11 protein-coding genes and 1 pseudogene are annotated in these 14,013 nt (G+C 43.1%); 10 read left to right on the forward strand and 2 right to left on the reverse strand.

Annotated elements, in window-relative coordinates; all coding sequences use genetic code 11:
- Positions 1 to 219 (reverse strand): annotated as a pseudogene (locus G587_RS26745) (transposase); the annotation flags it as partial.
- Between the two features lie 160 nt (positions 220 to 379).
- On the opposite strand from G587_RS26745, the gene rsmH reads away from it, so the two are divergent.
- The 10 genes from rsmH to G587_RS0107190 all read left to right on the forward strand — a co-directional run bounded on the left by rsmH (position 380) and on the right by G587_RS0107190 (position 13,020).
- The gene (gene rsmH / locus G587_RS0107145; protein ID WP_026491681.1) at positions 380 to 1,423 is read left to right on the forward strand and encodes a 16S rRNA (cytosine(1402)-N(4))-methyltransferase RsmH; all 1,044 of its coding nucleotides are present in this window, start codon (positions 380 to 382) and stop codon (positions 1,421 to 1,423) included.
- Between the two features lie 127 nt (positions 1,424 to 1,550).
- Positions 1,551 to 2,957 (forward strand): PTS transporter subunit EIIC, encoded by a 1,407-nt coding sequence (locus G587_RS0107150; RefSeq protein WP_026491682.1) that lies wholly within the window; start codon positions 1,551 to 1,553, stop codon positions 2,955 to 2,957.
- Between the two features lie 37 nt (positions 2,958 to 2,994).
- On the forward strand, positions 2,995 to 3,477 hold the full coding sequence (locus tag G587_RS0107155) for a PTS sugar transporter subunit IIA (RefSeq protein ID WP_035786053.1): 483 nt from the start codon (positions 2,995 to 2,997) through the stop codon (positions 3,475 to 3,477).
- Between the two features lie 41 nt (positions 3,478 to 3,518).
- Positions 3,519 to 4,961: an N-acetylglucosamine-specific PTS transporter subunit IIBC gene (nagE, locus tag G587_RS0107160; RefSeq protein WP_026491684.1), complete on the forward strand. Its 1,443-nt coding sequence runs from the start codon at positions 3,519 to 3,521 to the stop codon at positions 4,959 to 4,961.
- 223 nt (positions 4,962 to 5,184) lie between these two features.
- Positions 5,185 to 6,159 carry a hypothetical protein gene (locus G587_RS0107165; protein WP_026491685.1) on the forward strand — a complete coding sequence of 325 codons (975 nt, stop codon included), beginning with the start codon at positions 5,185 to 5,187 and terminating at the stop codon, positions 6,157 to 6,159.
- Positions 6,160 to 6,183: 24 nt separating this feature from the next.
- Complete coding sequence (gene ybaK / locus G587_RS0107170; protein ID WP_026491686.1) at positions 6,184 to 6,657, forward strand: Cys-tRNA(Pro) deacylase; 474 nt, start codon at positions 6,184 to 6,186, stop codon at positions 6,655 to 6,657.
- Between the two features lie 124 nt (positions 6,658 to 6,781).
- A complete protein-coding gene (locus G587_RS0107175; RefSeq protein WP_026491687.1) occupies positions 6,782 to 8,551 on the forward strand; it encodes a glycoside hydrolase family 13 protein in 1,770 nt (589 codons plus the stop codon).
- Between the two features lie 104 nt (positions 8,552 to 8,655).
- Positions 8,656 to 9,603, forward strand: coding sequence for an AAA family ATPase (locus G587_RS0107180; protein WP_026491688.1), 948 nt, complete (start codon positions 8,656 to 8,658; stop codon positions 9,601 to 9,603).
- Positions 9,604 to 9,692: 89 nt separating this feature from the next.
- Positions 9,693 to 10,694, forward strand: a complete 1,002-nt coding sequence (locus tag G587_RS0107185) for a DUF58 domain-containing protein (protein ID WP_196812531.1) — start codon at positions 9,693 to 9,695, stop codon at positions 10,692 to 10,694.
- Positions 10,648 to 13,020 carry a transglutaminase-like domain-containing protein gene (locus G587_RS0107190; RefSeq protein ID WP_026491690.1) on the forward strand — a complete coding sequence of 791 codons (2,373 nt, stop codon included), beginning with the start codon at positions 10,648 to 10,650 and terminating at the stop codon, positions 13,018 to 13,020. Before G587_RS0107185 ends, G587_RS0107190 begins: the two co-directional genes overlap by 47 nt.
- 3 nt (positions 13,021 to 13,023) lie before the next feature.
- Here the strand turns inward: G587_RS0107190 and G587_RS0107195 are convergent, their stop codons facing one another.
- Positions 13,024 to 13,875 carry a YitT family protein gene (locus G587_RS0107195; RefSeq protein ID WP_035786055.1) on the reverse strand — a complete coding sequence of 284 codons (852 nt, stop codon included), beginning with the start codon at positions 13,873 to 13,875 and terminating at the stop codon, positions 13,024 to 13,026.
- Positions 13,876 to 14,013: the final 138 nt, after the last annotated feature.

The raw sequence follows: 14,013 nt of genomic DNA on the forward strand, positions 1-14,013 counted from the left end.
ACGCCACTGAAGGTAAGCCATGAAATCCCTGTAATCCCAGGGCTCTACATTCAGAATCAAAGGGAGCTTATCAATCTTAAATTTTTGATATTTGGGAGAATGAGAATCCTCATAAGCCCACTGTTTAAGCGGAATATATCTACAGATAAAGTTGATCAACCAGCAGTTTTGTTGATAGAGCTGATGGATGATTTCAAGTAAATAAAGTATAATGTTCACGAGCATTGTTTCCTTTGCGGGATGTTTTCTTGGTCGTTAACATTATACCAAAAGGGAGGTCAATGCTCTTTTTATTTTGAACTCCCGAAAAATAGAGGATTTATAAAGAAAAAAGGAGTGTCGATTAGACACTACCTGGTAAATGGAGAAGGATAGATAAATGGAAGAAAAAGAACATAAGAGAAGGGTTCATTACTCAGGTAAATACCCAAAGAAATTTGAAGAAAAATATAAAGAGCATAACCCTGAAAAGTATGCCGATACTGTGGCTCATGTTATAGCAAAGGGCTCCACTCCTGCAGGAATGCATATCTCAATTATGGTTAAGGAGATTCTGGATTTCCTTGATATTAAGCCGGGGCAGAAGGGACTCGACTGCACCCTGGGATATGGCGGACATACCTCCAAAATGCTGGAGAAGCTTCAGGGGAGCGGATGTATCTACGGTCTTGATGTTGATCCTATTGAATCCAAAAAGACAGTTGAGAGGCTTAGGGCAGCAGGCTTTGGTGAGGATGTTTTCCAGTTCAGACTGATCAACTTTGCCAATATAGATGAGGTTTCAAAAGAGGTGGGCAAGTTTGATTTTGTTCTCGCTGATCTTGGAGTATCCTCCATGCAGATAGATGACCCGAAGAGAGGCTTTTCATATAAGATAGACGGACCGCTGGATCTGCGTCTCGACCCCGACCATGGAGAGTCGGCAGCAGAGAGACTTCACAATATCACCAAAGAGGAGTTTATTGGAATGATGGTAGAAAATTCCGATGAGCCCTATGCCAAGGAGATAGCGGATAAGGTATTCTCACTTATGAGTAAAGGAAAGCCCATGGACACCACTAAAGAGCTCAGGGAAGCAATAGAGTCTGCGCTGTGGAAGGTTCCGAAGGAAGAGAAGGATCAGGCTATAAAGAAATCCTGCGCAAGAGTTTTTCAGGCGCTGCGCATAGATGTAAACAGTGAGTTTGAGGTTCTCTATTCTTTCCTTGAAAAGCTTCCGACTATTCTTAATCCCGGTGGACGTGTGGCGATTCTGACCTTCCATTCGGGAGAGGACAGACTGGTGAAAAAGTCCTTTAAGGAATTAAAGAAAAATGGCGTATACAGCGATGTTTCAAGTGATGTGATACGTCCATCCCAGGAGGAGTGCAGGCTGAATCCAAGAAGTAAATCTACAAAAATGAGATGGGCAATAAAGATATAAAAAATGACGTTATATGGTATAATGTAATTATATTTAAGTGATGATTTTGCATGATGTTTTACTGGATAAATAGCAAGGCTTATTGAAGCATAAGACGTGGTACGTATAGCACAGCGGAGACATAGAGATGAACTGTGATGCGATATGTAAACAACTGCTGAAATTCCTTGGGGGTAAAGAGAATGTCATAAACAGTGAAGCCTGTATGACAAGGCTCAGGGTTGATGTTCATGATCTTTCTAGGGTGGACATAGATGCAATAAAAAAAGTTGAAGGCGTGCTTGGAGTTATTGAGGGCGACACTCTGCAGATAGTGTTTGGCCCCGGTAAGGTTAATGAAGTTCATGAGGCATTCTCTCAGCTTCTGGGTGGCACAGATCCTTCTGTTTATGATGTTGCCAAGGAGAACAAGACAGCTCAGAAGGCTAAGCACGACAAACCTGTGCAACGCTTTTTAAAACGAATCGGTGACATTTTTGTTCCGCTCCTACCGGGAATCGTGGCGTGCGGACTTATCAATGGTATAACCAATGTCATAAAGGTTGCTTCCGGAGGAGCATTTAGCGGTTTGTGGTGGTATGAGAGTATTCGTACTATGGGATGGGCCGTTTTTACTTACCTTCCGATATTTGTTGGCTATACCGCGGCGAAGGAGTTTGGCGGATCTCCTGTGCTCGGAGGTATTGCGGGAGCGATATGTATATCCAATCCGTCGATGCCGCTTCTTGCAACCTATGGCAACAGTCAGATAATACTTCCAATGACAGGGCAGCCGTACAACCCCGCTCATGGTGGTCTTATCGCAGCATTTATCGCCGGTGCAGCATTTGCATTTCTTGAGAAGAAGATTCGAAAGATAATGCCCAAAATGATTGATACCTTTATCAGTCCGTTGCTTGTTCTGATAATAGGTGTCGTAGCAATCGTGGCAATTATCCAGCCGCTTAGCGCTGTTCTGACAAAGGGAATTTATAATGTCATAGAATTTGTCTATGGCAAAACGGGATTTATCGGTGGCTATATTCTTTCAGCAGGATTTCTTCCGCTGGTGGCGACCGGACTTCACCAGGCACTTATACCTATTCATGCCATGCTAAATGACCCGTCAGGACCGACAGGTGGAATCAACTATCTGTTACCCATCCTTATGATGGCAGGAGGCGGGCAGGTAGGAAGTGGTTTTGCACTTTATTTTAAGACGAAAAATAAGAAGCTGAAGGGCTTCATACGTGATTCCATACCGGTTGGAATTCTGGGGGTTGGGGAACCCCTGATGTATGCGGTTACTCTTCCGCTGGGTAAATCTTTTATAACAGCTTGTCTTGGCTCCGGCTTTGGGGGTGTTGCTGCATCTCTTTTCCATATCGGAGCAGTAGCGCAGGGAGCTTCAGGATTGTTCGGACTACTTATTGTTGAGCCTGGAAAACAGGTACAATACGTGATAGCAATGCTCATTTCATATACTGCAGGATTTATTCTCACCTGGTTCTTCGGGGTGGATGAAAAGAGAATAAATGAAGTGTATGGGGAGTAAATACATAAACGTTTTTCTTATACAAGGGGGCTTCTGAATGGGTTTATTCAACAAAATTTTCCAGGGCAATAAAATTGAAATTGCTTCTCCTGTAAACGGAGAAATTGTACCTATATCACAGGTCAGTGATCCTACCTTTTCCGAGGAGATGGTGGGTAAAGGTGTTGCAATCATACCTTCTGATGGCAAATTCTACGCACCCGCTGATGGAGCACTGATATCACTGTTCCCGACAGGTCATGCTTTTTGCATAAATACTGTTGATGGAGCAGAGCTTTTGGTGCACATAGGGCTTGATACCGTTAACCTGAAGGGTGAATTTTTCACGACACATGCGACACAGGGAACAGATGTTAAAAAGGGAGATCTTATAGTTGAGGTGGACCTTGATGGCGTTAAAAATGCAGGATACGAGGTCATTACACCGGTTGTTATTTCAAACCACAGCAAATTCTCAAAGTTTGAGAAGAAGTCCGGAGCCGTTGCTGCCGGGGATACAGCTATTCTTTTAAGTAAATGATATTGTAGTGACAATTTCATAAATAAAGGAGGAAAAGTGGTATGATGAAGTATTTGCAAAAGATCGGTAAATCTCTAATGCTTCCTGTTGCAGTTCTTCCTGCGGCAGGTATTCTCTATGGTATTGGTTATTGGATCGATCCGACGGGATGGGGTGCTAATAACATTTTAGCGGCGTTTTTCATTAAGGCCGCATCTGCTATTATCGACCAGATTCCTATTTTGTTCGCTATCGGTGTATCTGTGGGAATGGCACAGGATCATGATGGAACCAGCGCTCTGGCAGGTCTTGTTTCATTTCTTATGATCACAACACTCCTTAGCACCGGTGCTGTAGCTATGTATAAGCACGTTGACCCCTCTGAGGTTAATGCAGCCTTTGGTAAGATCAGTAACGCGTTTATTGGTATCCTTTCCGGTGTAATCGGTTCCTCGTGCTACAACAGATTCAAGGATACGAAGCTTCCGGACTGGCTGGCATTCTTTAGTGGAAAGAGATGCGTAGCAATTGTTACCGCTGGTGCTTCAGTAATTGCATCTGTAATTCTGTACTTTGTATGGCCTGTTATCTATGGCGCACTTGTTCTGTTCGGAACTACTATTTTAGGTCTTGGCCCCATCGGCGCAGGTATCTATGTAATGCTTAACAGAGCACTTATTCCTTTAGGACTCCACCATGCTCTTAATGCAGTATTCTGGTTCGATACAGCAGGAATCAATGACCTTGGTCTTTTCTGGTCAGGTGCTGAAGGCGCGGTAAAGGGCGTTACAGGTCAGTATATGACTGGATTCTTCCCTGTTATGATGTTTGGTCTTCCTGCAGGTGCTCTTGCAATGTATCACACAGCCAAGGATTCCAAGAAAAAGACAGCAGCGTCCCTTCTTATGGCAGGCGCTCTTGCATCATTTTTCACAGGTATCACAGAGCCCCTTGAGTTCGCATTTATGTTTATTGCTCCGGGACTTTATCTTGTACATGCTGTTTTGGCAGGTATTTCCGCTATCATATGTGCAATATTGCCCTTCAGACTTGGATTTAACTTCTCAGCAGGTCTTGTAGACTGGGTACTTAGCTTCAAGGCACCGATGGCTGTTAATCCTCTGTTACTTATTCCGATAGGCCTTGTATTTGCTGTAGTTTACTACGTTGTATTCCGCTTCGTAATCGTGAAGTTCGATCTTAAGACACCCGGACGTTTCGAGGACGAGGATGAGGATGAAAACAATATCCAGCTCGCAAACGATGATTTCACAGCAATCGCACAGCTTGTTCTTGAAGGCCTTGGAGGAAAAGAGAACATTAAGGAGCTTGATTACTGTGCAACCAGAATCCGTACAGAGATAGTTGACTATACAAAGGTTGATGAGAAGACTATAAAGAAGGCAGGAATCGCAGGTGTTATAAGACCTTCCAAGACAACGGTTCAGGTTATCGTAGGACCTAAGGTTCAGTTTGTACATGATGAGATGAAGAAGATGCTGTAACAGGCAGATATAGAACTGATTTTAGTGTAAGACTGACAGTTTAAAAACTAAATAATTGATAATGAAAAGGGCATTTGAGATAAATCTTGAATGCCCTTTTTATGTCCTGGTTTGAAAAAGTTTACAAAAAAATCCGGGATGCTATTAAGTTATTTTGCATATTATCCGAAATATGGGATGAAAGCTGTAACTATGCCCTTTTATGAACACAAGGAGGTGTTTCATGAAGATACAGCAGAACATGGATGTGCAGAATTTCTTTATACGAAGTCAGTTTGGCGCTGATTCTGCGCTCAAATCCAAAAAGAATGATAAAAAGAATAAATCGAATCCACTGTCCCAGTTTGTAGATAAGGCATCTGATGAAACAAAGGGTGTTTCTGTGCAGATGAGGCATATGATAAGGAGCCTTAAGGAGGAGCAGACTGAGAAGACTTTGAATAATGCTTCCTCCAAGGATAAGCTGAATGGTTTTTTGCAGCAATCAGGTTCACCTGAAGCTGCTAAGGAAGAAGAGGTTTCTACGCCTCCAAAGTATAACTACAAGACAGTTGCAACCAAGATACAACAGGCGAAGAATTCCCTTAGTGCAGGCCAGGCTGTGCTTGCAGCAAAGCGGGAGACTCAGAAGATAAGAAGGATGATATCCGCAGGAAACGGTGATCCTGAGGAGCTTCAGATTGCTCTCACACACGCAAAGCGCATGGAGATGGTTGCCAGGAAAAAGAAGCATCACTTAGAGCTTGAGGAGCTTGTTAAGTATACCCAGAAGCTGGATGATGAGCTTGATAAGCAGGAAGAGGCAGCAGCATCCATGGAACAGGCGATGGTTTTTGCAAAAGAAGAAGAGGTGTCTGAAAAAGAGGATGAGATATTCGATGCCAGAATAGAAATGCTCGATGAAGTACTTGAAAATATGAAAGAAAGTGGAGTAGCATTATCTGATGATAAGCTTACTGAATTAAATGAGATGATTTCTGAATTCGGTGAGGAGGAGCTTGAGGAACTTGAGGAATCCATGGAGATGTTTGAGAATATGGAAATCGTGGATCCCCATATGAGTAAAGAGGACTTAGAAGACCTAAAGAGAAAGCACAGGGCATCGGAAGATAAAGCCATTATGAAAGCCAACATGGATTATCTTAAGGACATGATAAAGTATGTGTCGACCATGCCATCCATAGATATTCAGGTATAAAGGGTCCGGAGGAGTGAAAATATTATGGCAAAAGAAGAAAAAACAAACGTAATGAGAGTTCTTGATGGCAAGAAAATCGCCTATGAGAGCCATGCATATAAGCCGGATGCAACCATGAGCGGCGAGGAGATAGCCGGTATTCTTGGGGAGAACCCGGATAAGGTTTTCAAGACTCTCGTGACCCAGGGGAAAAGCGGGCAGTACTATGTTTTTGTCGTTCCTGTTAAGGAGGAGCTGAATTTAAAGAAGGCAGCATCAGCAGCTTCAGAAAAATCTGTTAGCATGATAAAGCAGAAGGAGCTGCTTCCACTCACGGGATATGTTCATGGCGGATGCTCTCCTATAGGAATGAAAAAGCAGTTTAAGACCTTCATTCACGAAACTGCAAAAAACTATGACAAGGTCTTTGTCAGCGCAGGGAAGGTCGGCTATCAGATAGAGCTTTCTCCTGAGGATCTTATTGCAGTCGTAGGTGCAAACCCGTCTGATATAGTCTGATTTTTCAAGAAAAAATTTAATTAGGATGGTCTATTTTTAATTGTAAAAAATAGGTATTGATTTCTGATTTACTATGGGGTATAGTTTTTATTGCAACGGAAAACGTTTTCCGAAAGGAGTGACTATGAATTTAAGTGCTATTTACCATAGAATGTCAGAGCAGTACTGCTATTCCATCGATCAGGACCAGCTCGTTATAAATATAAAGACCGGCTATGATGTGGACAGAATATATATCATTTACGGTGATCCCTATGACGCGGGAATAATGGGTGGATGCGAGCGCTGGAGCGGACAGAGAGAAGAGATATATTACAAAAAGAGACTCAAGGATCACATCTGGTGGACCACCACTTTAAGACCTGAATTCAAGAGATGCAAGTATTACTTTGAAATTCATTCAAAGGATGAATGTATCAACTACTTTGAGGATGGCTTTTACACAGAGGAAGAGATGATGATGGATGGCAAGACTCTGTCCTATTTCATCATGCCCTGGATGAATCCTGCTGATGTTTGCAGGACTCCTGCGTGGGTTAACGATACTGTGTGGTATCAGATTTTTCCTGAGAGATTCTGTAATGGAGACAAGAGCATTGACCCAGAAAATGTACTTCCCTGGCAGTCAGGTAAGGTAGAGCTTCATGACTACTACGGAGGAGATATAAAAGGTATCAGGGATAAGATCCCTTATCTTAAAGAGCTTGGGATTACGGGAATATATTTAAATCCTATATTCGAGGCCCACAGTAACCACAAATATAACACCAGGGATTACAAGAAGGTTGATCCGCACTTTGGAACAAATGAAGACCTTAAGCTCCTTGTGAAGGAAGCGCACGAAGCAGGAATCCGTATTATGCTTGATGCGGTTTTCAATCATACAGGGGCAGACCATCCCATGTGGGTGGATATTCTTGAAAAGGGTGAGACCTCTGAGTATGCGGACTGGTACATGATAAACAAGTGGCCAATTGAGCAGGGAAGAGATACCAGAGATGGAAGATATTATTCCTTTGCCTTTGCAGAATATATGCCTAAGCTCAATACCAGTAACCCTGCGGTTCAGGATTATCTTCTTGATATCATCAGATTTTGGATAGAGGAATTTGATATAGACGGACTCAGGTTCGATGTAGGTAATGAGATATCCCATTCATTCCTGAAGGCAGTCCGCTATATGACAAAGAGAATGAAGGACGACTTTTATCTGTTGGGAGAAATATGGCATGATTCCATATCCTGGCTTCAGGGAGATGAATATGACTCAGTAATGAACTATCCGTTATCCACAGCCATTGCAGATTTCTGGGTTTACAAAAACAGAGGCAGGGAGACCTTTGAATATGATATAAACAGATGCTTTACAATGTACTATTCACAGGTAAACGATGTTCTCTTTAATCTGCTGGACTCCCATGATACAAACAGGCTTTTTGAAAAGTGCGGAAGGAATGTTGACATATTCTATCAGCAGCTTGCGGTACTTTTTACTATGCCGGGAAGTCCCTGCATATATTACGGAACTGAGGTCATAATGGACGGCTCCTACGACCCCGATTGCAGAAGATGCATGCCGTGGGATGAGATAGATGCGGGTAAGTTTGATGCTGAAATCTCTGATATGAAGAAGCTTGTTAGCATGAGAAAGAGCATGGAGTCCTGCAAGAGCAGGAATTTCCATTTCCCCAATGATGTTAAGGAGGACAGAGTTATCTCTTACATCAAGCATGGTGAAAATGAAAGCCTGCAGGTTTATCTAAACTGCGAAGAAGCTGATGTTCAGATAGATATAAGTAAATTTAACGGAGTCGTTTATTCCCGCAAGTGGAATCAGACAGAGTCCGAAATAGGTACTTTGGAAAAGAACGGAATACTGATTCTTAAGGCATAAGAAAATACAGCTGGTTTTTTACGAAAACTACGAAATTTTCTGCACAAATTTGTTTTTGTGGTAAAATGATTTTTAATACTATATCGTAAAGTTTTGGGGGAAATATGGAAAAAATCAGTGTTGGGGCAAGGGATAAAATTGAACTTTTAACAAATAATATGAAGAACCGCCTGATCGGGAAGGATGATGTTATAAGGAAGGTTATAACAGTGCTTCTCGCGGGCGGTCATGTTCTTTTAGAGGATGTTCCGGGAGTTGGTAAGACCTCCCTGGCAAGGGCGCTCTCGGATTCTCTGTCATGTAGTTTTTCCAGAATTCAGTGTACACCGGATACAATGCCATCCGATATAACAGGACTGTCCATTTATCATATGGAAAAGGGAGAGTTTGAGGTTCTTCCGGGGCCTATTGTGAATCAGATAGTGCTGGCAGATGAGATAAACAGAACCTCTCCGAAGACTCAGGCATCACTTCTTGAAGCCATGGAGGAGAGACAGGTCACAATCGATGGCAATACAATTCCGATTCCGGAGCCGTTTATGGTTATAGGAACCCAGAACCCAATGGAGATGGCGGGAACCTATCCGCTTCCTGAGGCGCAGCTTGACAGATTCATGATGAAGCTCTCAGTCGGTTATCCTGCAGAGGAGAGTTCTGTGCAGATAGCATCGGAATTTTTAAATGGATCTCTACATGCAAAGACTGAGCAGGTTCTTGACGCGGAGGATATCATTTCCATGAAGACGGAAGTGAACGGAGTTGAGATTCATAAGGATCTTGTGGATTATGCCGTGAAGGTTATCGAGGAGACGAGAAAGCATCACAGCATAAAGTGCGGTGCCAGCACAAGAGCGCTTTTGGATCTCCTCAGGGCGTCCCAGGCAAGGGCGTATATCGAGGGCAGGGATTACTGCATTCCGCTTGATATTATGGAGACGGCAAAGGATGTTCTTCCCCACAGAATGATTCTGTCAGCGGAAGCCAAGATGAATAAAATGACCCAAGAGACAGTTATTTTGCAGATTCTGAACAATCATCCGGTGCCGCAATGAAAGTAAATTATAAAAGACTTTTTGTTTTCTTAATTATCCTGATAGCAGCTGTAATCTGGGCATCATATATGGGAGGTGCTCTCCCGTACATGTGTCTTTTCAGCGTGCTTTTCTATTTACCGATTTCCGCTGTTTATATTTTGATAAGTAATCATTTTTTTCAGGTGTTTCAGGAGCTTCCTTCCAGAAGAGTTATGAAAAACGAGGAGCAGCCCTACAGGCTTACTATAGAAAACGCCGGTCCCTTCAGAATAAATGATGTGCAGCTTCAGACTGAGGAGGAGCTTACGACAACGAGCTTCAAATCCGAGGATGAGAGCTCATCAGGTAATGAAAAAAAGCCGGTGATAAACTTGACTCCAGGGGAGAGAGTTCTTATAGAGGGGCTTATTAACTGTAAGTATGCAGGAAATTATGATGTGGGACTTTTAAGGGCGATGTTTTTTGATCCCTTTGAAATATACGGTGCATCCTTTTCTATTCCAGAGCCCTATCGTGTGACCGTAATGCCCATGATAACGGATATTGCAAACAGCGCTCTGGATTTTGAGAATCTGAAAAACTCAAGCAGGATTAAGAGCATTATCTTAAGGGAGCCTACTCCCGGAAATGACATGAGACCTTACAGACCGGGGGATCCGATAAAACAGATTCACTGGAAGGCTACAGCCTCAGCGGGTGAGCTTATAACAAGGACGCCTGAGGTTCTTGACATTAAGAGGATAGCGCTGGTACTTATTGCGGAAAATGGTATATCCCAAAAGAATGAGCCGCAGTTCATAAAACGGAGAGATTATTTTCTGGAGTTTGCGGTGTCAGCGGTGTACTACCATGCGCAGAAGGGTGAGAGCATACATGTGGTATATCCAAGGGGAGAGATAAAGAATATTCAGGTGGCATCCTTGGAGAGCTTTTCCGAGTTCTATGAGGATATATCTAAAGGACCTTTTTATAACAGAGAAAGTGACATAGAGAAGCTGGAAAAACAAAGCGAGAGTATGGCGGAAAATGAGCAGGACGGCATTATCATCACAGTCAGAGAAAGTGAATACGGCACAGAACATTTTCTGGAAATCAGAAACGGCAATTGAGCGTATCCTTTTGGTATTATCAGGAGTTTTACTGTGGAAACCGGGATTTTGGCTTATCCTGCTTGTTTGCTATGGGCTTTTTGAGGGGATTCTTTTACTTGGAAGATATGCTCAGAAAAAGGGGATCCTTATCGGAGCTCAGGTGGTTGTGACAGGGGCTTTGCTTCTGCTGTTCCATGAGATTCCTGTGATATATCAGGCGGAGGATGCAGAAGAGGAGGTTTCCTATCTGTCTTCAATAGGTATCATAGCGTCGCTGGCACTTGCTGCTTACGTGATCCTTGTACTACTATCAAAGATTCCTGTGGCAATGGGTGTGCTCATAGTGGCGGCGGATGTCTATATCGTGATAAAAAGCATTTATGGATATCCCCTTGAAAGGGCAGCAGTTGCAGCAGCAATAACACTTACGATTTTGGAGCTGTGGAGAGCTACTGCATTTTTGTCGGATAAGATAAATAAAAAAGATCGGGAAGTCAGTTATATGGGCGGAAGGCGGGAGAGTCTTGGCTATCGCTGGCTTGTCCTCTTTGTACTTTTAGAGGTACTGGTTTTTTCAGTTCCTGTTAATGAGAAGCCGATTGACTGGAGCTTCGTGTACAGGATAGGATATCGGGTGCGGGATGGCATAGAGACTCTTGCTGAAAATACAGGCTATTACCTCTCCGGAATAGGAGAAGGATCCCAGTATCAGAGTGGATATAGCGGCTTTTCGCTGGTGCCGGGAGAGATAAGCGGAAGCACCCGTGAGGAGCTCTATATCACAACGGAGGGGACAAAGAACAGCCTCTATCTTGCAGGTCATATAGATGGAGATCAGGCAGGAATTTCCGAGGAGATGAAGGGCGAGAGACTCCTTGATTTCCTGTATGCGCTGTATTCTCATGATGTCACCAGGGAAGAGGCAAGGTGCTTTGGACGGGTGATGAAGCTTACGATTGAATTTGGATACCTCAGGACCAGGGATATCATCAGACCCGCAAATACGCTGATCATCGATTATCTGAAGAAGGATGAGATTGCGGAGGATGGGCTTCAGTTTAAGAAGACACACAAAAAGGGCTGCAGGTATGATGTGTCGTATCTGAATGTGGATTACGGCAGCAGGTATCTTGAAAAAATCATGAGAACGGCAGCTAAGTCTGAGATGCCTTCCTATAGTGAGATGGAGGATTATTGCGGAAAGCTGTATGACTTTCAGCTTAGCAGATGTGTCACTGAGGCAGAATATAAGAAGTGGACCGAAAGGAAGGAGGATTTTACAGAGTATCTTGATCCGGGAGAGCTGGCAACCTCAAGAATGAAGGAGCTTGCAGATGATATCACCAGGGATGCGGAAAATGAGTATGACGCCTGCAGACGAATAGAGAAATACTTAAGGCAATACAAGTATTCAACAAATCCCGGAAAAGGACAAAGTGCATCAGAAAATAAGCAGGCTTCCGGCGAGGATAATTTTATAGAGAGATTTCTCTTTGAGACCGGGGAGGGGTATTGCGTTCACTATGCTTCTTCCATGGTGGAGCTTTTGAGGCTTAGCGGGATTCCTGCCCGTTATGTGGAAGGCTATTGCTACACTTTTCCTGAGGTAAGGCATGATATCTTCACTGTGACAGGAGACAGAGCCCATGCATGGGTTGAAGCCTATGTTGATGGTGTGGGTTGGGTTCCCTTTGAACCTACCACGGCAAGGAGAACTTCAATTGATTCTTCCTGGAACTATACATTTACTGAGGAAGAGCAGGCAGATGAAGCGGATGTAACTGCAGAATATGAAGCAGAACAGTTTGTACCTGATATTCCTGATAATACGGCAGCTAATCTGACTGGAGATGAATCCGGGGATGAAGAAGAGCCCAAAAGACATGTAATAGATGTAACGGTCATGGCAAAGACAATCGGGATAATACTGGCAGGACTTGTTATCTATGCGCTACTTATGTGGGCAGCGATTGTTATAATCAGGGCTTTGAGATATAGAAATTCTCCCCTTGCTGGTAAGCTTGAGAAAAACATAAAGGATATTCTCTGGTTTATGGACAGAGAGTTCATAGGTAAGGGAGAGCAGGCAAGGGTTCTGGAGGATTATGTTCTTGCGCTTCCTTCAGGAGAAACAGTAAGAGGAGATCGCCTTGAGATCACCGATCTTAAAGAGCTGTCAGGGCATATTTTTTCCGTTTATTACAGGCAGAGGTTTGCCGGAAGATCTGCAACAGGAGCTGAAGTCAGAGATTCCGAGTATTTAAAGAAGCATCTTATGAAGAGATATATACAGAAAAAATTACCCGGTAATAAGCTTAGAATGAGAATGAAGGCTGAGAGATGAGGACTATAGCAGCGTCATCTTCACATTTTTTCCAATGATCTCATCAATTCCGCTAATTGTGGCAAAGCAGTTAAAATCAGAGAGAATCTCGCGGACCTGTTTTAATTCATATTGAGAAACAACAAGATAGAGAGCTTTGTTGTCACCTCCGATGTAACCTTCAGTGTTCCATTCGGTACAGGTGCGGCCAAGCTCTTTATATATGCGATCTTTTATTGAGTCAACATCATCGTGGGTGAAGATGAAGCAGGCTCTCTGTGCATCGAAGCCCTCTTCAACTCTGGTCATTACAACGGATACAAGGACATAAGTGAGGATAGAGTACAGACCCTTGTTCCATCCATATAAAAATCCAATGATCATGTACAAAACAATATTAAAATACAGAACCTGACGACCGATGGGAATGTGGATTTTGGGACTGAGAATGGAAGCAATTATTTCCGTGCCGTCAAGGCAGCCGCCGTATCTTAACACGATTCCGACACCGACACCAAGGATCAGTCCGCCGAAGGAGACGGCAAGAAGATGTTCGTTGGTTACGTTCGGAGTAGTTTCGAAAAATGCCACAGCTATGGCAAATATTGTCATGGCATAGATTGATCGCAGGACGAAATGAGGTCCCTTTTTCTTCCAACCAAAAAGGAGGAAGGGGACATTTAAAATCCAGGTCAGGATACTCAGTTTGAGACCGGTGAAATTAGAAATGATCATGGAGACACCGACTATGCCTCCGTCAAAGATTTTGTTCGGAGCCAGGAAGTCTTCAATTGCGAAAGCTGCTATGGTTGCGCCTATACCAACCATTATGTAGCTAAAGATATCTGTTTTTAAGTTGTTATTATTTTTCAGCATACTCAATACCAGTTCCTCCCCCGATTGAGGCATCAATAGTAACGGCAAAAAATAATCAAATATCGATATCAATTCAATTATAAAACGTGATTAAGGGGTATAAAAGCAAATAAGTATAAAGAAAAAATAAACATATCT

The sequence above is a fragment of the Butyrivibrio sp. XPD2002 genome (assembly GCF_000423945.1).
GTDB lineage: Bacteria > Bacillota > Clostridia > Lachnospirales > Lachnospiraceae > Butyrivibrio.

Excerpts from the sequence above, each read along its gene's own strand:
- rsmH (WP_026491681.1), top strand. The coding sequence starts at position 380 with ATGGAAGAAAAAGAACATAAGAGAAGGGTTCATTACTCAGGTAAATAC.
- G587_RS0107180 (WP_026491688.1), top strand. The coding sequence starts at position 8,656 with ATGGAAAAAATCAGTGTTGGGGCAAGGGATAAAATTGAACTTTTAACA.
- nagE (WP_026491684.1), top strand. The coding sequence starts at position 3,519 with ATGATGAAGTATTTGCAAAAGATCGGTAAATCTCTAATGCTTCCTGTT.
- G587_RS0107195 (WP_035786055.1), bottom strand. The coding sequence starts at position 13,875 with ATGCTGAAAAATAATAACAACTTAAAAACAGATATCTTTAGCTACATA.
- G587_RS0107185 (WP_196812531.1), top strand. The coding sequence starts at position 9,693 with ATGTGTCTTTTCAGCGTGCTTTTCTATTTACCGATTTCCGCTGTTTAT.
- G587_RS0107155 (WP_035786053.1), top strand. The coding sequence starts at position 2,995 with ATGGGTTTATTCAACAAAATTTTCCAGGGCAATAAAATTGAAATTGCT.
- G587_RS0107175 (WP_026491687.1), top strand. The coding sequence starts at position 6,782 with ATGAATTTAAGTGCTATTTACCATAGAATGTCAGAGCAGTACTGCTAT.
- G587_RS0107150 (WP_026491682.1), top strand. The coding sequence starts at position 1,551 with ATGAACTGTGATGCGATATGTAAACAACTGCTGAAATTCCTTGGGGGT.
- G587_RS0107165 (WP_026491685.1), top strand. The coding sequence starts at position 5,185 with ATGAAGATACAGCAGAACATGGATGTGCAGAATTTCTTTATACGAAGT.
- ybaK (WP_026491686.1), top strand. The coding sequence starts at position 6,184 with ATGGCAAAAGAAGAAAAAACAAACGTAATGAGAGTTCTTGATGGCAAG.